This window comes from Pirellulales bacterium, assembly GCA_019694435.1.
GTDB lineage: Bacteria > Planctomycetota > Planctomycetia > Pirellulales > JAEUIK01 > JAIBBZ01.
In genome coordinates, this window is the sequence record JAIBBZ010000007.1 from 167,886 (window position 1) to 190,417 (window position 22,532).

Genomic DNA, 22,532 nt, shown 5'->3' on the forward strand with positions numbered 1-22,532 from the left:
ATCGCCCGGCACGGGCCGGCTGCCGCAAATCGGCGGATTACAGCCGCGAACTATTCCCGGCTGCGGCCCAGGCAAAGTCGGGATTGATACCGCGGAGCATGGTTCCCTGCGACGGCCGGTTGCCGGCGGGCGTCGGCTGCTCGGTCCCGGCCGGTTGGTCGATGGGCCGGTCCTCGGCCGCGCGGACCTGAATGATCCACAGCATGCGAGGCTCATCCGCATCGTGCAGATTGCTGCCGTGAGGGACCAGGTAGTTCATGAACACCACATCGCCCGCCTCGGCCGGAAGTTCTTGGGCCCGCTCGAGCGGGTATTGCACCGGGTCGAGAATGTGACCGTCGTCGGCGACGTGCGGCAGCGGCTCGCGAATCCCGGGAATGACGCGAAAGCAGCCGCGGCTCGAACTGGTCGTCGTCAGGTGCACGAGCACTGTGCAGACGCTGTGTCGCGCGTGGGGAAAGTACGGTTGGTCCTGGTGCAAGGGAAACACGGCCCGATCTTCCCGGGTCTTGATGTTGATCTTCGAGTGGTGCAGTTGCACGTTGGGTCCGACGAGGTCGGCCATCGCTTCGGTGAGCCGCGGATCGGTGAGCGTCCGCGTGAACAAGGCCGAGTGCAGTTGCGGATCGCGCACCGTGCTCATTTTCTTCACGCCGAGGAAATTCGTATTCTGGGCCGCTGCGCCCTGTCCGCAGCGCTCCCACAAAGCGAGCGCCTCGTCTCGAAGTCGCGCGACCTCGGGCGGCGAGAAAAGCTGCCGGGCCACGGTGTAGCCATCTTGCCGGTACTGATCCACGAGTGCGGCGGAGAGCATGGTCGAACCCGTTCGATGAGGCGAAAGCGGTCGGCTGCCCGGCCTGGCGATGCGACCGCCGCCGGCCCCGGGCGTGGGACGCATGATAGCTGCGAAAACCGCGAGAATCACGTCAGGCGGACGAAGCGAAAAACGCGGCTTGACGCCAGATCACCGACTTCTCACAATCCGCCCCCAGCTTCGACCTGGGAGCGGGTGGTGTGAGCAGCCCCAGACCCTTGTGGGTCTGCTCGAACACCAAGCACGGTCCGCTCCTCCCCTCGCGTCGGAGTTCGCCTGAGGTGCTTGCGCCGTTCATGGTGGCGGCACCTGGTCTGTGTTCGTACGCTTTGCCCGCTTGACTATCCGTGAGGCATGGAGGCCTTGCGACATGGATCGGGGTGCGCAACCGCTGCGCGGGATCAGTCTCCGGCAGGTCCTGCCCGAGGCGGTGTTCTTTGGCGCCGACGACGTGCGGGTGCAAAGCTGTACCGCCGATTCGCGATCGTGTCGCCCCGGTGATCTGTTCGTTGCCCTGCGCGGGACGCAATGCGACGGGCACGACTACGCTCTCGAAGCCATCGGCCGCGGCGCCCAAGCGGTGCTGGCCGAGCGGCCGATTCCGGGCATTGCACGGCCGATGTGTCTCGTGCCCGATTCGCGCGTGGCTTTCGGTCGGCTTTGCCAGACGTTGGCCGGCGAGCCCAGTCGGCAGTTGAAGGTGATCGGGATCACCGGGACCAACGGCAAGACAACCACCAGTCTGCTCGTGGCCAGTATTCTGAATACGGCCGGATATCCCAGCGGCCTGATCGGCACGCTGGGCTGCTGCGACGGCGTCGAAATCGGGCCTGCCGAGCTGACCACGCCTTCGCCACCGGCGATGGCCGAATGGCTAGCGCGGATGGCCGCGAACGGCTGCACGCATGGCGTCGTCGAGGTGTCGAGTCACGCCCTGGCCCAGCATCGCGTAAGCGGGATCCAATTCGACGCCGTGGCCGTGACGAATGTATGCCACGACCATCTCGATTTTCACGGCTCGCTCGAGGAGTACCGTGCCGCCAAGGGGCGGTTGTTCGATCATCTATCGGTCGACGGCGTCGCGGTTGTCAACGCGGACGATGCGGTGTGCGCAGGTTACCTGTGCGAATACGCTGGCCCGGCGCTGACGTTTGGGCTGCATCGGCCGGCGGAAATCTGTGGGATGACGATCGAGCGACTCGTCAGCGAACAGACTTTCTTGTTGACGATCGGCAATGAGACCGTGCCGGTCCGCAGCAAGTTGATCGGTGCGCACAACGTCTACAACTGCCTGGCCGCGGCCGGTCTGGCGACGGTCTATGGCATCGACCTGGCGACGATCGCGCGCGGCATCGAGGAAGTCGACAAGGTGCCCGGCCGCTTGGAACGGATCGAGTGCGGTCAGCCGTTTGCCGTGTTTGTCGACTATGCCCACACGCCTGACGCGCTGGGGAACAGTCTCGATGCGCTGCAGCCGCTGGTCGAAGGTCGCTTGATTTGCGTGTTCGGGGCCGGCGGCGATCGCGACCGTGGCAAGCGCCCCCTGATGGGGCGGACCGTCGAGCAGGGCGCGCATGTGGCCATCGTCACGAGTGACAATCCGCGTCACGAAGACCCTCAAAAAATTGCCCGCGAAGTGCTGGCGGGATTTCGCGTGCCGCAGCGGGCCCGGGTGATCCTCGACCGGGGCGAAGCGATCGCTGCGGCGCTCTCCGAGGCCAGGCCTGGTGACTGCGTGTTGATCGCCGGCAAGGGCCACGAAGACTACCAGGTCGTCGGGGATGAGCGGCTGCGGTTCGATGACCGCGCGTTCGTTCGGCAGTGGCTCTACGAGCAGGGAGAACAATTGGGCCGTCACAAGGCTGCCTAGGCGCAACGATGAGCATTGGTTTGAAACAACTGGTTGAGGCGGTTGGCGGCGAGCTGCGTCCGGCCGCGGGCGGGCTCGAGGCGGCGGCATGGCACGCACCGCTGCGCGTCGTCACGCATAGCGCCGCCGTGCAGCCGGGCGACGTGTTTTGGGCCTTGCGGGGTGCGCAGCACGAAGGCTCGCGTTTTGCTCAAGAGGCGTTTGCACGCGGCGCCGCAGGTGTCGTGGCCGATCGTGAAGGTGTCGCTCCGCCGACGGGCCATTGGACGCTGCAAGTGCCCGATGCCCTGGCGGCTCTCGGACGACTCGCGGCCTGGTGCCGCCATCGATTCTCCGGCCCGGTGATTGCCGTCACGGGCAGTCACGGCAAGACGACCACGCGGGAACTGATTGCCCAAGCCCTTGCGCCGAAATACCAGGTGTGCCGCAGCCCGGCCAATTGGAACAATCACGTGGGCTTGCCGCTGGCCATGTTGGGGCTGAGCGACGATCCGCAAGCAGCCGTATTCGAGCTGGGTGCCAGTGCGGTCGGCGAGATCGCCCGGCTGGCCGAGTTGTGCCGCCCACAAATCGGGGTGATCACGGCGCTCGGCGAAGCGCACCTCGCGAGCTTTGGTGGCCTGGACGAGATCGCGCGAGCCAAATGGGAACTGGTCGAATCGCTGCCCGCCGGCGGGCTGGCCGTGCTGAATGGCGACTGCGAGCGGTTGCGTCGCAACTCGGTACCCGAGCGGATTTCCGCGGTGTGGCAGGGTCGTGCCGGGCGCAATGATCTGAGAGCCACGGATATCGCCTTTACCGCCGGCGCGTTGCGGCTCACGGTCGATGGAACCGTGTTTCGTGTGCCCGTCTGGGGTCGGCATCACTTGGGCAGCGTGCTGGCGGCCGTGGCCGTGGCGCGTCACCTGGGCGTGCCGCTGGGTAGCGTGGCCGAATCGCTCGCCGAATTTGAACCGCCGTCGATGCGCGGGCGCGTGCTGAGGTGCGGTGGGCTGCGCGTCATCGACGACACCTATAACGCCAGTCCGAGCACGATGCGGGCGGCGCTCGATCTGTTGGGCGAGGTGCCTGCCGACGGACGCCGCATCTTCGTGTGCGGCGACATGCTCGAGCTGGGTGCCGAATCGCCGAGTTGGCATCGTCGCTTGGGTCACGAAGCCGTGACGCGCGGCGGGGTCGATCGACTCATCGCCGTCGGCGAGTTTGCCGCTGACGTTGCGGCGGGCGCCGTCGATGCCGGATTGCCACATCGATCGTGTGCCGCATGTGCCACGATCGACGAAGCCTATTACGAACTGACAGCCGACTTGCAGCCCGGCGATTGGGTGACCGTCAAGGGCTCGCGAGCGATGCGTCTCGAGATCCTCGTCGAACGGCTGCGCGAAGCGCTGTTGGTGATGGATGTGCGACTGGGTCGGGCACGGCGCAGCGCGACCGTTCTGCCGACGCTGAGGCTGGCCTCGGCGGCCTGAACGACAACGGGACCTCGGCCATCGAGCCGCGAACGTACAGCGAACACGAAAGGACTCAGCAACCGACCATTTGAAGCTCCATCGTTTGCGTTCGGCTTTGCGGGAGTTCGAACGCTACCCTCCCTCCTGGGTAGGAGCATTTACTCGTTGGCACCCTGCGGTTTCTGGGTCAACCGCCGCCAGCGAGTGCTTCGCGATGGAGCTTAGACTGGGCCCCGCGCGGACATGGGTCCGCCGCTGGGGCCCAGGGAACACGCCGCCGGGCGAGCGTCGCCATTCGAGGTGCCGCTCGCCCGCGGCATTTTGTCGGCTCACCAAACGGAAGCTGCGATGCAAGGAACGCTGTTGCTGGCAACGATTGCCGGTTGGATCGCGCTGGTGTGCGTGCTCGTGACCGGGCCGCGGACCATCGCCTGGTTGCGGCGGCTTTGCCCGGAGCGCATCGACGTTGCTTCGCCGCGCTTGCGCGAGCTACATGGCGCGAAGGCTGGGACACCGACGCTGGGCGGTGTTCTGTTCGTCGCCGCCAGTCTCTTGGCCACGGCGGCCGTCGGCGGGTTGTTCGAACCCGCGGTGCTGCTGGTCGCGCTGGCGATGGTGGCGTTCGGACTGGTGGGCGCCTGGGACGACGTGCTGAAGATTCGCCGTGGCCGTGGCGTCACGCCGCGCGGCAAATTGCTGGCGCAGTTCGCCGTCGCGGTGCCTTTGGCCTGCGGTTGGCTGTGCTTGGCGCCGCAAACTGCAAACGCAGCGGCGACGGTTGTGTTGGCGAGCATGGGCACGGTGTGGCTCGTGGGAATGGTGAATGCGGTCAATGTGACGGATGGACTCGACGGGCTGGCCGCTGGCTGCGGGCTCGTGGCCGCGGTGATCCTGGCGATCGTCGTAGCCGTTGCGCCGCAACGAGTGATCGGCGGCTCGCCGGAGTCGGCCGTGGCGCTGGCCGTGATGCTGATCGCCTTGGCGGGCGGCTTGGCCGGGTTCCTGCGATTCAACCTGCACCCGGCTCAGGTGTTCATGGGCAATGCCGGGGCCGCGGCTTTGGGTGCCGTGCTAGCAATGTCTTCGCTCGTCTCGGGGCAAGCCTTGGCGCTGCTTCTGGCGGGCGGGGTATTCGTCGTCGAGGCCGCAAGCGTGCTCGTGCAGGTCACCGTTTACAAGCTGACGGGCCGCCGCGTGTTGCGCTGCGCGCCGCTCCATCATCACTTTCAATTTGGCGGATGGAAGGAGCCGGTGATCGTCCGGCGTTTTTTTGTCTTGGCGCTCGTCGGCGGACTGGCGGCCTTGACCTCGGCCGCCCTGCGCGGGCAAACAGGTACTCATCCCGCAAACTTTGCGGATGATGCGATTGCGGCGCCAAGCGACTCGCGGGCGGTCGAACGGGTCACGCAGGACGCGCGGCCGCGACAAGTTCTGAGGTGATGGCCCGTCATGGCGCGCGACGAAGATTTGAACGCCGAGACTGTTCCGCGCGAACCTGCGCCGCCGGCGGACGGTCGTTCCGAGGAAACCATGCAAACGCTGTTGTCCATGCCGTTCTCTTCGACTCGCGGCGTCGCCCGAAGCGCGCACGTCGTGATCGCCGGCGGCGGGACCGCGGGGCATCTGTTTCCCGGTCTCGCCGTGGCCGAGCGGCTGCGGCAGATGCGGCCCGACGTACGCATTACGTTTGCCGGCGCCGGTCGTCCGGCGGAAAAGCGGCATGTCGCCGCCGCGGGATTCGACTATTTGGCCCTCCCCTGTCGCCCGCGGCCGAGTTCGGCCTGGGGCACCTTGCGCTTCGTGACCGATCACTGGGCCGGCTATCGGCGGGCTTTGCGCTTTTTGCGCCGCGAGCAGGTCGGGTGCGTGATCGGCCTGGGCGGCTACGGGAGCGTGCCCGCCGCCCGGGCAGCAGGTCAACGTGGAGTGCCCCTGGTATTGCTCGAGCAAAACGCCGTGCCGGGGCGCGCGACGCGCTGGCTGGCGCAATTCGCCACGGTGATCTGCGCGGCGTTGCCGCAGTCCAAGAGTGAATTCTGGCCCGCCGCACCAGTCCGGATCACAGGCACCCCGATTCGCGAGGACTTTGCCCGCGCCGGAGTGCAGCGCGCGGCCTGGTTGGCGCGGCGTCGTCAAGAAGGCCAATTGCCCACACGGCGCCTGCTCGTACTCGGCGGCAGCCAGGGCGCGCGCAGCCTGAATCAGTTCGTGCCGCGCGCCTTGTACAAGGCGGGCGCCGCGGCACAGGGCTGGCGCATCGTCCATCAAACGGGCGAAGAAGACGTGGCCGAGACGACTCGCGCTTATGGCAAGTTGGCGATTCGCGCGACGGTCGTCCCGTTCATCGGTTCGATGGCCGATGCGTTGCGCGACGTCGATCTGGTCATCAGCCGCGCCGGTGGCTCGACCCTGGCCGAACTGGCGGCCTTGGGTGTTCCCGCCTTGTTGGTCCCCTACCCGCACGCCGCCGACGATCACCAGCGCGCCAACGCCGACGTGTTCGTCGCCGCGGGCGCGGCACAATTGATTGACGCCCGCGAAAGTGGTGGGCGGCTTGACACACGTCTGGCGGCGGCACTTGCGCCGTACTTGGCGCATCCCGAGCGCCTCGACACGCTGGCGGCCGGTATGCTGTCGTTGGCCCGGCCCGACGCGGCCTGGCACGTCGCCCAAATGGTCGACGACCTGTTGCCGGCCCGGCAGGTACGCAAGGCCGGCTAGGTTCGCGTCTCTGCAATCCGCGCGGTCTGCGCAGCTTCGCTTGACCCGGTCGTTCGTCGGGTCGTATCGTTCGGTGCCCTTGCGCACCGCGCTGAATCGTGCGTGCTAGCAGCGGGCGTCCGCGCTGGAATCAAGGATGACATGGCGCTGCTAACTCGTTCGTCGAGCCCGCGTTGGTCGCTGCTGCCGCGGCCGGATTGCCATCAAGCCCACCTGGTCGGCGTGGCCGGCTCGGGAATGCGCGCGTTGGCCGACGTGTTGCTGCGTCGCGGCTGGCGCGTGTCCGGGTCGGATCTGGCGCCGGCCGGTCTCGAGGCTTTGGTGGCCAGCGGACTGCAATTGGTCGCCGGCCATCCGGCCGATGCGATTTCGACGACGACGCATCTTGTAGTACACAGCGCGGCGATCGACGCCGACAACCCCGAGCGCCGCCGCGCGCGAGAAATCGGCGTGCCGTGCGTGAGCTATCCGCAGTTGCTCGGCCACTGGTCCGAGACGCATGCGACGACCGCCATCGCCGGTACGCATGGCAAATCGACGACGACCGCCATGGCGGCCGCGATCTTCGCGCACGCTGGTCTCGATCCGACGGTCGTGGGCGGCGGAGCAACCCTGGGCGCCGCCACGGGCGGGCGCGCGGGCCGACACGACCGTCTGATGATCGAAGCCTGCGAGTTTCAGCGCAACTTTCTGCATCTCCGTCCCAGAACCGCTGTGCTGCTCAACGTCGAATGGGACCATGTCGACTGCTATGCAACGCCGGCCGACGTCGCGGCGGCATTCTCGCAACTCGTGGCCGCGGTGCCACACGACGGGCTCGTCATCGCCAACGCCGACGACCGCTCGACGCTCGACGTCGCCGCGTCGGCACGCGCGCGGCTCGTGACTTTCGGACAAGGGCCCTGGGCACGCTGGTGGGCGGCCGACTTGCGGCACGCCGCCGGGCGCTACACCTTTCGCCTGTTGCATCGTGGTTCTCCGGAGGCGACGATTCGGCTGGCGGTCCGAGGAAGGCATCAGGTGCAAAACGCCTTGGCAGCGGCGGCATTGGCGGCCGAAAGTGGTGCCTCGCTCCAGGCGATTCGCGAGGCGCTGGAAGGCTTTCCGGGCGTCCAGCGGCGCCTCGAGTGGCTGCCCAACTGGCGCGGCGTGACGCGCATCGACGACTACGCCCATCATCCCACCGCGGTCGCGGCGACCCTAGCGGCCGTTCGCGAGGCCTGTCCGGGGCGGCGGATCGTTGCCGTGTTCGAGCCGCATCAGCGGTCGCGCACCGAACGTCTCCTGGACGACTTCGCCCGCAGCCTGCACAATGCCGACAGCGTCTGGGTCGCGCCGGTGTATTGTGCCCGCGAACCGGAAACCGACGCACGCCTATCGATCGCGGCGGAGTTGGGCTGGCGCATCTGGGCGCGGGGTGGCGACGCGGTGGTTTGTCGCGAGCTGAGCGAGATCGCCCCGGCGCTGGCGACGCGACTGTCGCCCGGCGACGTACTGGTGACGATGGGTGCTGGAGACGTACGAAAGATTCAGGATGAGCTTGCCTAAAGCGTTTAGCGAATTCGTGCAGCCGGCCGAACCTTTGGCCCCGCACACCTGGTTCCGCATCGGCGGGCCGGCCGAGTATTTTGCGCGGCCGCGGACGATCGAAGAACTCACCGCGCTGGTCGAATACGGCCGCGACGCAGGGGTGCCCGTGCGGCTGCTGGGCGGGGGATCGAACGTGCTGGTGCGCGACGAAGGGGTGCCCGGTCTGGTCATCCAGTTGTCCGAACCTCAGTTCGCGGCCATACGCGCCGAGGGCAATGTGGTCACGGCCGGCGGCGCGGCCAAGCTCGGTCATGTCATTTCAGTGGCCGTGCGCGAGGGCTTGGCAGGCTTGGAAACGCTCGTCGGCATTCCCGGGACCGTGGGCGGCGCCCTGCACGGCAATGCCGGTGGCCGCGGCGGCGACGTCGGTCAATGGACGGCGCAGGCCACGGTGATGACGCGCGCCGGTAAGATTCTCGTGCGGCAGCGCGATGAAATGGTGTTCGCTTATCGCGAAAGCAGCCTCGACGAGCTGGTCATCCTCGAAGCGCGGTTTCAGCTCGAAGAGGGCGAACCCACGGAACTGACGCGCCGCATGCAGCAGCAATGGATCGTCAAGAAGGCCGCTCAGCCGCTCGGGCATCAGAGTGCCGGTTGCATCTTCAAGAATCCACGCGGCATGAGTGCCGGGATGTTGATCGACCAGGCCGGGCTGAAGGGCACGCGCGTCGGGGGGGCCGAGGTCAGCGACCGGCACGCGAATTTCATTGTCGCCGATCCTGGCACGTCGGCGGCCGATGTGTTGCGCTTGATCGACCTGATCAAGGGCCGCGTCGCCGAGAGGCAGGGCGTCGATTTGGAAACCGAGATCGAAATCTGGTAGCCGCGGACGCCAGGATGGCCGTGCCGCGTGCGCGTTGGGGCTGAAACAAACACGAGTTCGAGCCGTCAAGGAGGATGGCATGACGACCGACAATCTAGGCCTTTCGCTGCGGGTTGCCGTCCTCTGCGGCGGCCATTCGGCCGAGCGCTCCGTCAGTCTGGCCAGCGGCCAGGCCGTGGCCAAGGCGCTCGCCGCGGCGGGACACGACGTCCGCCAGTTCGACCCGGCCGCGACACCGCTCGATGACCTGCCGTGGCCGTCGATCGATGTCTGCTACCTCGCCTTGCATGGCGGCACGGGTGAGGATGGCACTGTGCAGCAGCAGCTCGAGCGTCTCGGCGTGCGCTACACTGGCAGCGGCCCTGCGGCCTCGCGCTTGGCCATGAGCAAATCGGCGAGCAAGGAGCGATTTGCCCAGCACGAGGTGCCGACGCTGCCCTATGTGCTGGTTCATCGCGGCCAGCGCTCGGCCGATATCCTCGCGAGCGTCGCCGCGCTCGGCTATCCGTTGATCTTCAAACCCGATGGACAAGGTTCGAGCCTGGGCGTGGCCGTGGCCACCGGGCCGCAACAAGTCGCCTCGGCGCTCGCCACGGCAGGCGAATTCGACGACTTCGTACTCGTCGAACCGTACGTCGCCGGTCGCGAGTTCACCGTCGCCGTTTGGGGCCGGCAGGCCCTGCCCGTGCTCGAGATCATCGCCCCCGAGGGACTGTTCGATTACAACGCGAAGTACGAATCGGCACAGACGCGCTACTGCTTCGATCACAGACTGCCGAGCAAGCTGGTCGAGCGCCTTGAGCGTGCCGCCATCGCCGCTGCCGCCGCGCTCGACACAAGCGGAATGGTGCGGGTCGACGTCATGCTGGATCGGTTCGAATGCCTGTGGGTGCTCGAGGTGAATACCTCGCCCGGTATGACCGATCACAGCCTGGTGCCGAAGGCGGCGGCCCGCTGGGGGCTCAGTTTTACCGGGCTTTGCGACCGGTTGGTGCGCGAGACTGCCGCCGCGGGTGTTTCCCCATGAGCAACCCCAAGGGCAGCAGTAGCAAGGCAGCTCGACCGCACAGCGCCGGCCGAGCGATTTTCTGGCTGATCGGGCCGGGACGGTCGTTCCTCGTCTTGGGCGTGCTGATTGCGCTGGGCGCAGCGGCCACGGTCGGCGCCTGGCCCGAGATTCAACGGCTCGTGCACGGCAACCAAAACCTGTGGCTCTTGCCGCAGAACATCGCGATCAACGCACCACCGGCCTGGATCAAGTCGGACGTTCGGGCCGAGGTCGTTCGCGATGCTGGCCTGGGGCGGCCGATTTCGCTCGTCGACCCACAGCTCGTCGTGCGCGTCCGCAATGCCTTCTCACTGCACCCTTGGGTGGCGCGCGTCGTCCAAGTGACGAAGCAACATCCCGCCCGCGTGCAGGTCGTGTTGGAATATCGTCGCCCCGTGGCGATGGTCGAAGTACCCGGTGGTTTGTATCCCGTCGACGCCGAGGCGGTGCTGCTGCCCAGTGCGGACTTTTCCGCGCTCGAAGCATCGCGGTATCCGCGCGTCTCGGGAATTGCGCATGCGTCGCTCGGTTCGGTGGGTGCCGTCTGGGCCGATGTACGCGTGCAAGGTGCCGCTCGGATCGCCGCCGTGTTGATGGAGGATTGGACGCTGCTGGGGCTGCAGACCATCAAGCCGGCGATCCGGGGCGACAACACTCTGTCGCTCGCCGGTTGCAGCTATGAACTGTTCACGCCGCGCGGTACGCGGATCGTCTGGGGCCACGCGGTCGACGCCAGCAGCGGCGAAGTCGCGGCAGCCGAAAAGCTTGCCCGGCTCAAGCGGCTGGTGGCCGGCGGGGCATCGCTCGACGGCGCCGGTGGCCCGCGCGACATCGATATCCGCCTGCCCGGCGATGCGGTGATTGTGCCGCGAACGGCGCTCATCCCGGCGCCGGGCGCAACGGAATAGCCGTGCCTGGAAAAGGCGTAGGCGATTAAAAGAGTTCGTGGATCGGCTTGATGCCGTAGTCCACCAGCGGAAACGGCCGGCCTTGGGGACCGGGTAGTTTGGTCTCGAGGTCGAGCCCCAGGCTGTTAAAGATCGTGGCGATCACTTCACCCGGCTGCACGGGGCGCTCGGCGGGTACGGCACCGATGGGATCGCTCCGCCCGACCACCCGGCCACCTTGCACGCCGCCACCGGCGAACTGGCTGGTCCAGCATTGCGGCCAGTGATCGCGGCCGCCGGCCGGATTGACGCGCGGCGTACGGCCGAATTCTTGCAAATTGCACACCAGCGTATTGCCGAGCATGCCGCGCTGGCTGAGATCTTCCAGGAGCGCACTGTAGGCGCGGTCGTACATCGGCGCGACGATGTCGCGCATGCCTTCGATCGACGTGAACGGCTTGGAGCCGTGAATGTCCCAGCTAATCTCGTCGAACACGGTCAGGAAGGTGTTGACCGTCACGAAACGCACGCCTGCCTCGATCAACCGCCGGGCCAGCAGGCAGCATTGCCCGAAACGGGTCATGCCGTAGCGCTCGCGGACCGCCTGGGGCTCTTTCGACAGATCGAACGCTTCGCGCGCCTGCGGGCTCGTCATCAACCGGTATGCGGCCTCGAAGTTGCTGTCGAGTGCTTTTGCGTCGGCGCTGGCCTCGAAGTTCTTGACGGTCTCGTCGACGATGGCTCGCATCTTGCGACGGCGATCCAGGCGCGCTTCGCCAATGTCTTGCGGAGGCAACAGGTCGGGCACCTTGAAATCGGGCTTCGAGGGATCGGCCATCAAGGCGAACGGATCGTGCGCCTTGCCCAGGAAGCCGGCGTCCTGCCCGTGGGGCAAGTTGCCTCCGGTCCGGCCCATCGGTTCCGGCAGCAGCACATGAGCCGGCAAATCGGTACGCCGCCCCCGCAAGTAGGCCAACACGCACCCCGCATGCGGCGTGTTGATCCCGCCGGTAAATAGCCGGCCCGTCTGGAGCATTTGATGCCCGGTATCGTGCACGGCCGCCGCGGTGTGATAGCAACTGCGAACCAAGGAGAACTTGTCGGCATGTTTCGCCAGCTCGGGAAAGATCTCGCTGATCTGGATCGCCGGGGCATTCGTGGAGACGGGCTGAAAAGGACCGCGAATCTCGGCCGGCGCGTCGGGCTTCATGTCCCAGCAGTCGATCTGGCTGGGTGCGCCGAGATTGAAGATCATGATCACGCTGTGTTCGTCATGATTCGGCGCAACCGCACCGGCGGCCTTGGCCGCCATCAGGTTGGGCAGCGACATACCCACCGCACCCAACGCGCCGACTTGAAGAAAGTCGCGTCGCGTGAGGCCGTCGCAGGTCTGGGCAGCACCACGTCCGGTGAACGTCAGCATGGCGTTCGATCCTTGCACCAAGGGCGTCAGGGGCGACCGGTCGGTCGACCCAGTGCGATGGTATCGCGCGGCGGGCGTAACAGCAACGAAACTCGCGGGTTACGCGCCGAGAACGCCGGCAATACCTCGGGACTGCGTAACGGTTATTCCTCCGGAGCCTGCTCCTGGATCAGCTTGCTCAATTGTTTGAACGCCGGATCGCGGGCATGCTCGCACCACTCGAACAAGGCCGCCTCGGTGGTCGTCATGGTCGCGCCGGACGCTTCGAGCCGGAGCAGCGCCGTGTCGTGATCGATGCGATGCCGGGCCCCAATAGCGTCGACTGCCAGGTACACGCGCTGTCCAGTGGCGAGCAAGTCGAGGGCGGTCTGCTGGACACAAACGTGCGATTCGATGCCGCAGAGCAGGTAGCGATAAACCTTGCGCTCGCGCAGCCCAGCGAACAGCTCGCCGCATTCGCCGCAGCTGAACCGGGTCTTTGCGGCGGCCGGATCAACGAGTGCCGCCAGTTCGGGCACCGTGGGGCCAAGGCCCTGCGGGTACTGTTCGGTCGCCGCGACGGGTAGGCCGAACAGCCGGGCCCCGTCAATCAGCCGGCGGATATTCCAGATGATCCGCCGATGTCCCGGAATCAATCCAGACAATTTGCCTTGAACGTCGATCACGATCAGGGCCGTATCATCCCGCGACATCAGTTCGGGGCTGCGCGGGAGACCTTGCTGGCCGACGGAATCGTTCACGGGCCAAATCCTTCAGGGGGGCACGAGGACGGAAATGCGACATTGCCTGGATCGATTATAACGCCCTCGACGAAGTGATCCGAACCGCTTCGAAGCGCCGGCAGGCCGGTTGCGCGGGCCCTGTTTCCCGGGAATCATGGCCCGACGTATGATGGTTTGCGGGGACATGAAATCTTCGTCCGGCGCGGCCCGGGTAACGGCGCGCGCGAGGCACCGCGCATGAGTATCTCGGGGACGAACGCGGCGAGCGAAACATTCGACGACCGCACGCTCGAAGAGCTGCCGGTCGCGGCGCTCGACACCCCCGAGCCGACGGTGGCGCCGGTTGAGCTGGTCCACGGTCCGCCGCGCGAACTGGCCGACGAGACGCAGGAGGTGCTGTTGCAGCGCCTGCGCGTTGGCTCGCTTGTGATGTTCAGCGGTTTCTTGTTTTACACGCTGCGCGCGGCCTATTTCTTGCCCTCGGCTGACGCACCGCGAATCGGCGAGAGCAACGCCGTGACGACCTATCGCGCAGCCGCCACGGTCGTGCTGGCGATTTGCGCAGCCTACCTGTGGAGTCCGATCCGCTTGTCGCTGGTCACGCTGCGGTTCCTCGAACTGGGCGTATTCGGGGCTTCGACGGGCATTTGCGTGTTGATCGAGTCGCAGTTGATCAGCCAGGCCCTGCACCCGGAGCACCCGGCGGTCGTCCAATCGGCGGTGGCGGCGAGCATCGTGATGTGGTTTGCGTTGGCACTAATCTACGGGGTGTTCATCCCCAACACCTGGTGGCGCGCGGCGATCGTCTTGGGCGTGATCCTGGCGATCCCGTTCGTGATGATGCTCGTGGCGAGCGTGAATAGTCGGGAATTTGGGCGCGTGGCGCTGATCGATTCGTTGTTGCCGGCCAGCGGTGTCATGCTCGTCGGCTATGCAACGGCCGTTTACAGTTCGTACACGATGGGCCGGCTGCGCCGCGAGGTGTTCGTCGCCCGCCAATTGGGGCAGTACCGCCTGGGCCAGCTGCTCGGCAGTGGCGGCATGGGCGAGGTCTATCTCGCGGAGCACCAGATGCTCAAGCGCCCCTGCGCGATCAAGACGATTCGTGCGGCCCGCGCGAACGACGCGCGCGCCCTGGCGCGCTTCGAGCGCGAAGTTCGCGCCACGGCCCAATTGAGCCATTGGAACATCGTCGAAATCTTCGATTACGGTTGTAGCGAGGACGGAACGTTCTTCTACGTGATGGAATACCTGCCCGGCCTGAGCCTGCAGCAGATCGTCGAGCAGCAAGGAGCCGTCCAGCCGGCCCGGGCCGTGCATCTGATCCGGCAGATCTGCCAGGGCCTGGCCGAGGCCCATCGCTTGGGGCTCGTCCATCGCGATATCAAGCCGAGCAATATCATCGCCACGGCGCGTGGCGGAGCGTACGACGTGGCCAAGCTGCTCGACTTCGGGCTCGCGGCGACCGCGGCAGAGGTTGCCCCGAACGGTCGACCGGGCCAGGTCGCCGGCTCGCCGCACTACATGGCCCCGGAGGTGATTCGCGGAGCGATCCCCGACATACGGTCCGACCTCTACAGCCTGGGGGGCGTGCTCTATTTCCTGCTCGCCGGACGGCCGGCTTACCGCGGCACGGACCCCGTGGCCGTGATGCGAGCACAGGTCGAGGATCCCTTACCGGCACTCGAGTCGGTGTGCCCTCAGGTTCCGGCCGATCTCGCGGCAGTCGTGCGGCGCTGCCTGGCGAAAGACCCGCGCGAGCGCTACGCGGATGCCCGCGAATTGGATCTGGCCCTGGCCACATGCCAGTGTGCCACCGGTTGGACGCAAGAACTGGCCGTACGCTGGTGGGTGGCCCGGGGGCGGCGTCCGGACGGTTCGCTGGCGACCCCGCCCTTGGACGGTTGATACCGCCGGGCCGGAGATCACTCCGGCGGTCTGGGAACTTTTCTGCTGCCCGTGTCGTCCAACTGGGAGTCGCTGCGCGCGGTGCGCAACGTCTCAAAGTACGATTCCGCAACGTACAAAGGCATGAACCGATGCTGAGGACTGCAACTTGTCTCTGTGTGTTCGCGTTGCTGTTTGCGACCCCGATTGCGTTTGCTGGCAACGTCCAGGTGTCGGGCGAGGCGGAAATCCGCGTGCAGCCCGACGAAGCGCTGATTTCGACCGGCATCGAAGTCCGCGCGGCAGCTCTCGACGACGCGACGACCATGCTCGAAGAGCGTCGCGCCAGGCTGCTCGAATATCTCCAGGCGTCCGGCATTGCCGACCAAGACGTGCGGACCGACTTCGTGCTTGTTGAGCCGGTCTACCGCGAGCGCAACCGGGCAGATGTGCCCAACGATCGAGAACTCCTGGCATCGATCGTCGATCCGATCGCCTACAACGTCGTCCAGCTTGTCCGCGTGCGGGTCCGGCAGGTCAATCAATTCGACGCCCTGATCGTCGGCGTGCTGAAAAACGGTGCCAACCGTCTCGAGGGAGTGGAGTTTCGGACCACGGAGTTGCGCAAATATCGAGATGAAGCGCGACAGAAGGCGATTCGCGCAGCCAAGGAAAAGGCGCTACTGCTCGTCGCGGAACTCAACGTCAAGCTCGGCGACGTCGTCGCGATCCAGGAGCAGTATTCTGGCGGCTGGTGGAGCTGGCCGCGCTATCAGAATCAGGCGCTGATGCAAAACGTGACCTCGGAGGCACCGGCCGCGAGCAACAGCACCGCTGGTCAGATCAGCGTGACCGCCTCGGTACATCTGACATTCGCCTTGCCGGGCGGCGAGCCGGAACAGGACGGAACCGCTGTTCCGCAGGGTCTGCGCCGCTAGGCGGCGCCCTGTACGCGCGGTTGGGTTACGAAGTCGCTAATGGTCATGCGCGCAGGACTGCGGCGACACCGGCGCCGGCTTGACGGGCTGCCGGAGCAGGCGCATGCCGTTGCCGATCACCGTCAGGCTTGCGCCGACGTCCGCGGCCACGGCGAGCCACATCGTACCGGCCCCCGCGGCCGACAACGCCAGCACGGCCGCCTTGACGCCCAAGGCGAAACCGATGTTTTGCCGCAGAATGGCCCGCATCTGCCGCGCCAGGCAGACGAGTTCGGGCAACTTATCCAGTCTCGGCGTCATCAACACGACGTCGGCCGTTTCGAGCGCCGTCGCGCTGGCCTGCGCTCCGAGCGCAATACCCACCGGGGCAGCGGCCAGGGCGGGGGCATCGTTGACGCCGTCGCCGACCATCGCCAGGTCGCGATGCGTCTGGGCCAGTTGACGGACGCGCGTCACTTTGTCGGCGGGCAGCAGCTCGGCGTCGATCTCATCGATTCCCAGCTCGTTCGCCAGCCGTTGCACCACTGCGGCGCGATCGCCCGAAAGCAGGGCGAGGTGACGAACGCCGAGTTGCCGCAATTCGGCCAGGGCCGGTGCGGCATCGCCGCGCGCCACGTCGGACAAGGTGAGGATGCCTGCCAGACGGTTTTCGCGGCAGACGTACACCTCCGTGGCTGCAGCGACGCTGGTGTCGGCAGCTTGGGCAGCACCGCGAGCCGTGGCTTCTTCGGCGGGTTCGATCTCGATGCCACGCTCGGCCAGGAGCCGGCGATTGCCCACCAGCCATGACGCGCCCGCGACGCGACCGGCGATCCCCAGTCCGCGAAAGGCCTGCATGTCTGCGGCCGCATCGATCGGCAAGCCACGGTGACGGGCTTCGCGCACAATCGCGGCGGCCAACGGATGCTCGCTGTGCTGCTCGAGCGCGGCTGCGGCGCGCAACACCTCGTCTGCGCCGCAGGGGCTCACCGCGGCCAGGTGTACGACGCACGGCTCGCCGGTGGTGAGTGTTCCGGTCTTGTCGAAAGCCATGGCCGTCAAGCGCGCGAGCCGCTCCAGGTGTTCGCCGCCCTTGACCAGCGCGCCCATCCGCGCGGACCGGTTCAGGCCGCAGACCAGCGTGACGGGCGTCGAAATGACCAATGCGCAAGGGCAGGCGATGACCAGCAGAACCAGCCCACGATGCAGCCATTCGCTCCAACCGGGCGCCGCCGCGAGGTCCGCGATGAACGTGGCCGCCAGCGGGGGAACCAGTGCTACGAACACGGCCAACGCGATCACCACCGGCGTGTAGATGCGCGCGAACTTGTCGACAAACCGCGCGGTTGGCGAGCGTTCGGCGCGCGCTTGCGAAACGAGCCGCGAAATATGTGCGAGCGTGCTGTCGTGGGCCTCGCGCGTGGCGCGAATCTCGAGCGCGCCTTCGCCGTTCAACGAGCCGGCAAACACGGAGCTTCCCGGCGCGACATCGACCGGTAGCGATTCGCCGGTAATCGGCGCCTGGTTGACGCTCGATGTGCCGGCGACGACCTGCCCGTCGAGCGGCAGCCGTTCGCCCGGCCGGACGGCAATCTCCTCGCCGACGGCGACTTCTGCCGCGGGACAGTCCTCCCAGCCATGCGCGGTGCGACGATGCGCCACCGGAGTCTGATAGGCCACGAGTGACTGGACCGCCGAACGTGCGCGATCCAGGCTGTAGGTCTCCAGCCAAAGCGCCACGCCGAAAAGAAACATGGCCGCCGCGGCCTCGAAATAGTCGCCCAGCGCGATGGCGCCCGCGGCGGCCAGCGTCATCAGGGCGTTCATGTCGAGCGCCCCCAGCCGGATGGCCCGCCAGCCGGCGCGCGCAACCGGGATGCCAGCGACGACGGCTGCGGCGATGGCCAGGGCATGGCTGACTGCCACTGCCGGCTCGCCGAACGGCACTAACGCGGCGGCGATCAACAGCAGCAACCCCGAGGCGATCGTGGCGCGCCGGCGCCAAAGGGGGTGCGCGGTGGGCGACGGGTTCAAGACTTGAAGATCCACGACCGTGGCAGGAAAGCCGATGGCTGCAAGTTTCGCAGCCAGCACCTCGCGGGTGGTAAGTGCGCCGTCGAAATCGACCGTCAACGTCCGGTTCAGGTAATCTGCGCGGACAGTCTCGATGCCGCCGACCGGACGCAAGCCGCGATCGATCAATGCCAGCTCCTCCGGGCAGTCCATGGCCGGGATGTGGAACTCGGCGGACTGCCGCGAAGCAGGCGCCGCGGCGGTGGTTGTGACCCGTTGCAAGCCGGTCGTACTCGCAAATAAGAAAGGCATGAGGTTCGCGCCGCAATTATAGGACGCGGGGCCGTGGATGGGGGGCCCTGGCGAGGCCGGGCGACTTTCGCGAAGATGCACGCGTCAATTGGTACCGGTGCCGGCACGCGAACTGACCGATGCGATGTGGCACGAAGAACACGGCACCCGAGCGAGCGGCAATGCGCACCCGAGCGACGACGATTCTCACGGTTCGACACCAGGGCCAGGTCGCTTTGGGCGGCGACGGCCAGGTCACGCTCGGCCAGTCAATCGTCAAGGCCGACGCCAACAAGATTCGCCGGCTGGCCGATAACAAGGTGCTCACCGGATTTGCCGGCAGCAGCGCCGATGCCTTTGCGCTGTTGGAACGATTCGAGGCCCGGCTCAAGGACTTTCCCGGAAACGTGCCGCGGGCGGCCACGGAGTTGGCCAAGGATTGGCGGACCGATCGAGTCTTGCGCCGCTTGGAGGCGCTCTTGCTGGTGGTCGATGCTCGGCACACGCTGCTGGTCACAGGCACGGGGGACGTGATCCAGCCCACCGACGGAATTCTCGGGATCGGCTCGGGCGGCAACTATGCCATGGCCGCCGCGCGGGCCCTGGTGGCGCATGCGCCCATGGCAGCGGACGAAATCGTGCGCGCGTCGCTCGAAATTGCCGCGGGTATCGACATCTACACGAATACGAACATCGCGGTCGAGGTGTTGCCGTGCGCGAGCTGACGCCTCGGGAAATCGTCGCCGAGCTGGATCGGCACATCGTCGGACAAGACGCGGCCAAGCGGGCCGTGGCCATTGCCTTGCGCAATCGCTGGCGGCGCCAGCGATTGCCGGAAGAGATGCGCGGCGAAGTCGCGCCTAAAAACATCCTGATGATCGGTCCGACGGGCGTCGGCAAGACGGAAATCGCCCGGCGCCTGGCTCGGCTGACCGGCGCCCCGTTCATCAAGGTCGAGGCCACGAAATTCACTGAGGTGGGCTACTACGGCCGCGACGTCGAGAGCATGGTCCGCGAGCTGGTCGATCACGCCATCTCACTGGTCCGCGAACAGGAACGCCACCGCGTAGCGGACGACGCACGCCAGCGGGCAGAAGAACGTCTGCTCGACCTGTTGGTGCCACCGCCGCGCAGCTTCGACACCACGCCCGACGGCCCCGACTCGCCCGAGCGCTATCAGCGGACGCGCGACAAGATGCGCGCGATGCTCGCCGGCGGCGAACTTGACGAGCGGACCGTCGAAGTGTCGATCGAGCAGAAGTCGTCGCCCATGATGCTGGGTAACCTGGGCATGGAGCAGATGGAGGTCGACCTACAGGGCATGTTCGACAAGCTGCTGCCCAAGTCGACCGTGCGGCGGCAAATGCGCGTGGCCGAGGCGCGGCAAGTGATCTTTGAGCAGGAGTGCGAGACGCTGATCAGCGCCGAAAAGGTGCGGTTGCAGGCCGTCGAGCTGGCCGAGAACCTGGGGATCATCTTCGTCGACGAAATCGACAAGGTCGTGGCCAGCGACAGCCGGGGGGCCGATGTGTCGCGCCAGGGCGTGCAGCGCGATTTGCTGCCGATCGTCGAAGGCACGACCGTGCAAACCAAGCACGGCTACGTGAAGACCGATCACGTGTTGTTCATCGCGGCGGGGGCCTTCCACCGCGCACGGCCCAGCGACTTGATGCCGGAGCTGCAAGGACGGTTTCCGATTCGCGTCGAGCTGCAGGACCTGACGCAGGACGACTTCGTGCGGATCTTGCGCGAGCCGCGCAGTTCCTTGACCAAACAGTATGCGGCGCTGTTGGCCACCGAAGGCGTCGAATTGGCCTTCGACGATGCGGCGCTGGTGGCGTTGGCCGAGTTTGCCTTTCGCGTCAACCAATCGACGCAGAACATCGGGGCACGACGGCTATACACGCTCTTCGAGCGGCTGCTGGAAGAGCTCAGCTTCGAGGCGCCCGACATGCAGCGCGGCCGGGTCGTGATCACGGCCAACTACGTGCGCGAGAAGTTGCAAGAGGTCAGTGGCGACGACGACCTGAGCCGCTTCATCCTGTAGCCGCGCCTAGCGCGGCCGCCGGCGCGCCTTGCGGCGAGGTGTCTTCGCCGGCGGGGCTTCGAGATCGGTCACCAGCAGCGGCATGTAAAAGCCCAAGGCCATCGTGGCCGCGGTGGCGTCGGTGAGCGCCGAGTGCTCCTCCTCGTCCGCTACGAAGGCAGCCTCGCGCCGGGCACGCTCCTCGGTCACACGGCGCAGCGATTCGGCAACCTCGGCTGCCAGCGCGATCCGGGCTTCTTCGGCGGAAGTCTCCGCTGCTGCGCCCCGGGCCGGTTGCTGGTCGCGCGGGCCGGTGTTGCGGATGAGCTGCAAATCGAGATCGAGCAGGTCGGGATCGAACCGGCCGGCCGCCTCGCCCATCGTATACGTGCCCTCGGCCCAGCGCCCGATCGTATCGCTGGCTGGTGTCCAGCGCGGCGCTTGCACCCACTCGATCTGCCATTCATCGAACATTGCGGCCGCCGGCAGGGCTGGCTCCTGGCCGGCGTCGGATCGTTGGCCGTCGGGAGGCGTCTGCGGCGTCTGTTTGTCGACCGGTTCTTCACCACTGGCCGGTACGACGCCGTCGCCCGAGTTGTCCTGGCTGGTCTGGCCCTGGTCGTCGGAATTCGACTCTTGATTGGCCGGCGCGACCTGACGCCCGACGCCCGTGTTGGCCCCGAAGTCGGTTCCCGGGCGAACCAGCAGATTGTCGCCGTTGGGCAAATAGCCGAGTCCCGCGCCGATCAAGGCGAAGCTGCCGGTGGGTGCTGGCGCGCCCGTGGGAATGACGAAGCTGGGGAACGCCGGCACGGTCGGGCCTTGCAGGTTGACGACCGACGTGCCTTGGCTGTCGACGGCGAAACCGATGAATTGGAAGAAGTCCAACTGCTCGACCTTGACGCTGAACGTCATCGAGGCCGACAGGCCGCCCAGAATTTGCTCGGTCACGCCGACCGTGAAGCTATACACCCCTGGCAGCGTGTTCGCTGCGGTGGTCAGGCTGAACGCACCGGTCACGGGATCGATCGTCGCGCCGTCCAGGCCCGCCGACAACAGGCTGAACGCGAGCGTTGAAGCGGGATCGTCCTGGTCGGCGGCCGTGATCGAGAGATTCAGCGTCTTGCCGGCGGTGACCGTTTGGTCGGCGACCGCGTCGATCGTCGGAGCGCGATTCGGGTTCTCGAGCACGGTGACCGTCAGCGTGGCTTCGGTCGACGCCGGGTCTGCATCGCTGTCGGTTACGCGGAGCTTGATTACGACCGGACCGGCGGGGAACGACGCGTCGGGCGAGAAGTGCAACAGCCCGGTATTCGCGTCGATTGACGCGCCGGCCGGGGCGTCGATCAGCGAGTAGTGCAACGCCGTGCCTTCGGGATCGCTGGCCACGATGTTCAAGGAGAGCGTCTTTCGCTGGGCAACGCTCTGCGGCGCGATCGGTTGGATGACCGGCGACGCGTTGAGGTTTTCCAGCACGGTCACCTTGAAGGTGCGGCTCGACTCCAGAGCATTCGCTCCCTGCTCGGTCACAATGACCTCGATCGTGAGCTCGCCCGGCGGAAAGTCCTGGTCTGGGGAGAAGGTGAACTGGCCAGTGATCGGATCGATCGTCGCCTGGTTGGGTGCATCTTCCCCCAGCGAATAACGCAGCGGCCGAGGGGTGGGGTCCGGGTCCGTGGCGCTGATTTGCAGGGACAGTGTTTGACGCTGTTTGACCGTCTGGTCGGCAATGGGGGTGATGACCGGCGGCTGGTCTTCGGCGACGTTGACCTTGAAGCTGCTCGTCGAGCTGAGCGGCGAATCGCCGACCTCGGTCACGGTGACGGTGAATTGCACCTCGCCGGCGGTGCCGTCGCGCGGCGGGGTAAAGGTGATGCGTCCGGTGTTGACGTCGATCGAGGCGCCGGCAGGCGGATTGTTGCCGAGCGAATAGACGAGCGGGCGTTTGGTCGGGTCGGGGTCGGTGGCCACGACGTTGACCACCAGCGTCTCGCCCTGCACGACGTTCTGGTCGGCAACGGGGGTGATGACCGGCGGCTGGTCTTC

At 66.6% G+C, this 22,532-nt stretch carries 17 protein-coding genes; 12 read left to right on the plus strand and 5 right to left on the minus strand.

The genetic code is table 11. From position 1 onward, the window contains the following. Window positions 1-37: 37 nt before the first annotated feature. Window positions 38-814, minus strand: coding sequence for a phytanoyl-CoA dioxygenase family protein (locus tag K1X74_08565; protein ID MBX7166390.1), 777 nt, complete (start codon window positions 812-814; stop codon window positions 38-40). A 370-nt stretch (window positions 815-1,184) separates the two neighbouring features. On the opposite strand from K1X74_08565, the gene K1X74_08570 reads away from it, so the two are divergent. The 8 genes from K1X74_08570 to K1X74_08605 all read left to right on the plus strand — a co-directional run bounded on the left by K1X74_08570 (window position 1,185) and on the right by K1X74_08605 (window position 11,228). Further along, window positions 1,185-2,684, plus strand: coding sequence for a UDP-N-acetylmuramoyl-L-alanyl-D-glutamate--2,6-diaminopimelate ligase (locus K1X74_08570; GenBank protein MBX7166391.1), 1,500 nt, complete (start codon window positions 1,185-1,187; stop codon window positions 2,682-2,684). An 8-nt stretch (window positions 2,685-2,692) separates the two neighbouring features. Then, window positions 2,693-4,156, plus strand: a complete 1,464-nt coding sequence (locus tag K1X74_08575; GenBank protein ID MBX7166392.1) for a UDP-N-acetylmuramoyl-tripeptide--D-alanyl-D-alanine ligase — start codon at window positions 2,693-2,695, stop codon at window positions 4,154-4,156. A gap of 330 nt (window positions 4,157-4,486) precedes the next feature. After that, on the plus strand, window positions 4,487-5,578 hold the full coding sequence (gene mraY / locus K1X74_08580; GenBank protein ID MBX7166393.1) for a phospho-N-acetylmuramoyl-pentapeptide-transferase: 1,092 nt from the start codon (window positions 4,487-4,489) through the stop codon (window positions 5,576-5,578). A gap of 9 nt (window positions 5,579-5,587) precedes the next feature. Beyond that, window positions 5,588-6,859 carry an undecaprenyldiphospho-muramoylpentapeptide beta-N-acetylglucosaminyltransferase gene (murG, locus tag K1X74_08585; GenBank protein MBX7166394.1) on the plus strand — a complete coding sequence of 424 codons (1,272 nt, stop codon included), beginning with the start codon at window positions 5,588-5,590 and terminating at the stop codon, window positions 6,857-6,859. A 141-nt stretch (window positions 6,860-7,000) separates the two neighbouring features. Beyond that, a complete protein-coding gene (gene murC, locus K1X74_08590) occupies window positions 7,001-8,407 on the plus strand; it encodes a UDP-N-acetylmuramate--L-alanine ligase (GenBank protein MBX7166395.1) in 1,407 nt (468 codons plus the stop codon). Then, on the plus strand, window positions 8,394-9,272 hold the full coding sequence (murB, locus tag K1X74_08595) for a UDP-N-acetylmuramate dehydrogenase (GenBank protein ID MBX7166396.1): 879 nt from the start codon (window positions 8,394-8,396) through the stop codon (window positions 9,270-9,272). Before murC ends, murB begins: the two co-directional genes overlap by 14 nt. 79 nt (window positions 9,273-9,351) lie before the next feature. Continuing rightward, complete coding sequence (locus K1X74_08600) at window positions 9,352-10,299, plus strand: D-alanine--D-alanine ligase (protein ID MBX7166397.1); 948 nt, start codon at window positions 9,352-9,354, stop codon at window positions 10,297-10,299. Next, window positions 10,296-11,228: a hypothetical protein gene (locus K1X74_08605; GenBank protein ID MBX7166398.1), complete on the plus strand. Its 933-nt coding sequence runs from the start codon at window positions 10,296-10,298 to the stop codon at window positions 11,226-11,228. Before K1X74_08600 ends, K1X74_08605 begins: the two co-directional genes overlap by 4 nt. Window positions 11,229-11,253: 25 nt before the next feature. Here the strand turns inward: K1X74_08605 and K1X74_08610 are convergent, their stop codons facing one another. Beyond that, window positions 11,254-12,630, minus strand: a complete 1,377-nt coding sequence (locus K1X74_08610; protein MBX7166399.1) for a DUF1501 domain-containing protein — start codon at window positions 12,628-12,630, stop codon at window positions 11,254-11,256. A gap of 143 nt (window positions 12,631-12,773) precedes the next feature. Then, window positions 12,774-13,322 carry a hydrolase gene (locus tag K1X74_08615; GenBank protein MBX7166400.1) on the minus strand — a complete coding sequence of 183 codons (549 nt, stop codon included), beginning with the start codon at window positions 13,320-13,322 and terminating at the stop codon, window positions 12,774-12,776. A gap of 267 nt (window positions 13,323-13,589) precedes the next feature. Here K1X74_08615 and K1X74_08620 point away from each other — a divergent pair, with 267 nt between their 5' ends. Next, window positions 13,590-15,260: a serine/threonine protein kinase gene (locus K1X74_08620; protein MBX7166401.1), complete on the plus strand. Its 1,671-nt coding sequence runs from the start codon at window positions 13,590-13,592 to the stop codon at window positions 15,258-15,260. A gap of 131 nt (window positions 15,261-15,391) precedes the next feature. Beyond that, complete coding sequence (locus tag K1X74_08625) at window positions 15,392-16,177, plus strand: SIMPL domain-containing protein (protein MBX7166402.1); 786 nt, start codon at window positions 15,392-15,394, stop codon at window positions 16,175-16,177. Between the two features lie 36 nt (window positions 16,178-16,213). On the opposite strand, the gene K1X74_08630 is transcribed toward K1X74_08625, so the two are convergent. Continuing rightward, on the minus strand, window positions 16,214-18,481 hold the full coding sequence (locus K1X74_08630) for a cation-translocating P-type ATPase (protein ID MBX7166403.1): 2,268 nt from the start codon (window positions 18,479-18,481) through the stop codon (window positions 16,214-16,216). Window positions 18,482-18,642: 161 nt separating this feature from the next. On the opposite strand from K1X74_08630, the gene hslV reads away from it, so the two are divergent. Both hslV and hslU read left to right on the plus strand, forming a co-directional pair. Continuing rightward, entirely contained in the window at window positions 18,643-19,185 is a 543-nt protein-coding gene (gene hslV, locus K1X74_08635; protein MBX7166404.1) for an ATP-dependent protease subunit HslV, read from the plus strand. Continuing rightward, window positions 19,182-20,507, plus strand: coding sequence for an ATP-dependent protease ATPase subunit HslU (hslU, locus tag K1X74_08640; GenBank protein MBX7166405.1), 1,326 nt, complete (start codon window positions 19,182-19,184; stop codon window positions 20,505-20,507). Before hslV ends, hslU begins: the two co-directional genes overlap by 4 nt. Window positions 20,508-20,513: 6 nt before the next feature. Here hslU and K1X74_08645 read toward each other — a convergent pair. Then, window positions 20,514-22,532, minus strand: a 2,019-nt coding sequence (locus K1X74_08645; protein MBX7166406.1) for a putative Ig domain-containing protein, incomplete at its 5' end; no start/stop codon positions are given.

What these genes read in the sequence shown, in the direction of transcription:
- K1X74_08625 (MBX7166402.1), top strand. Translation starts at nt 15,392, where the DNA reads ATGCTGAGGACTGCAACTTGTCTCTGTGTGTTCGCGTTGCTGTTTGCG.
- K1X74_08620 (MBX7166401.1), top strand. Translation starts at nt 13,590, where the DNA reads ATGAGTATCTCGGGGACGAACGCGGCGAGCGAAACATTCGACGACCGC.
- murG (MBX7166394.1), top strand. Translation starts at nt 5,588, where the DNA reads ATGGCGCGCGACGAAGATTTGAACGCCGAGACTGTTCCGCGCGAACCT.
- K1X74_08575 (MBX7166392.1), top strand. Translation starts at nt 2,693, where the DNA reads ATGAGCATTGGTTTGAAACAACTGGTTGAGGCGGTTGGCGGCGAGCTG.
- K1X74_08605 (MBX7166398.1), top strand. Translation starts at nt 10,296, where the DNA reads ATGAGCAACCCCAAGGGCAGCAGTAGCAAGGCAGCTCGACCGCACAGC.
- K1X74_08610 (MBX7166399.1), bottom strand. Translation starts at nt 12,630, where the DNA reads ATGCTGACGTTCACCGGACGTGGTGCTGCCCAGACCTGCGACGGCCTC.
- murC (MBX7166395.1), top strand. Translation starts at nt 7,001, where the DNA reads ATGGCGCTGCTAACTCGTTCGTCGAGCCCGCGTTGGTCGCTGCTGCCG.
- mraY (MBX7166393.1), top strand. Translation starts at nt 4,487, where the DNA reads ATGCAAGGAACGCTGTTGCTGGCAACGATTGCCGGTTGGATCGCGCTG.
- K1X74_08565 (MBX7166390.1), bottom strand. Translation starts at nt 814, where the DNA reads ATGCTCTCCGCCGCACTCGTGGATCAGTACCGGCAAGATGGCTACACC.
- K1X74_08615 (MBX7166400.1), bottom strand. Translation starts at nt 13,322, where the DNA reads ATGTCGCGGGATGATACGGCCCTGATCGTGATCGACGTTCAAGGCAAA.
- murB (MBX7166396.1), top strand. Translation starts at nt 8,394, where the DNA reads ATGAGCTTGCCTAAAGCGTTTAGCGAATTCGTGCAGCCGGCCGAACCT.
- K1X74_08630 (MBX7166403.1), bottom strand. Translation starts at nt 18,481, where the DNA reads ATGCCTTTCTTATTTGCGAGTACGACCGGCTTGCAACGGGTCACAACC.
- K1X74_08570 (MBX7166391.1), top strand. Translation starts at nt 1,185, where the DNA reads ATGGATCGGGGTGCGCAACCGCTGCGCGGGATCAGTCTCCGGCAGGTC.
- hslV (MBX7166404.1), top strand. Translation starts at nt 18,643, where the DNA reads ATGCGCACCCGAGCGACGACGATTCTCACGGTTCGACACCAGGGCCAG.
- K1X74_08600 (MBX7166397.1), top strand. Translation starts at nt 9,352, where the DNA reads ATGACGACCGACAATCTAGGCCTTTCGCTGCGGGTTGCCGTCCTCTGC.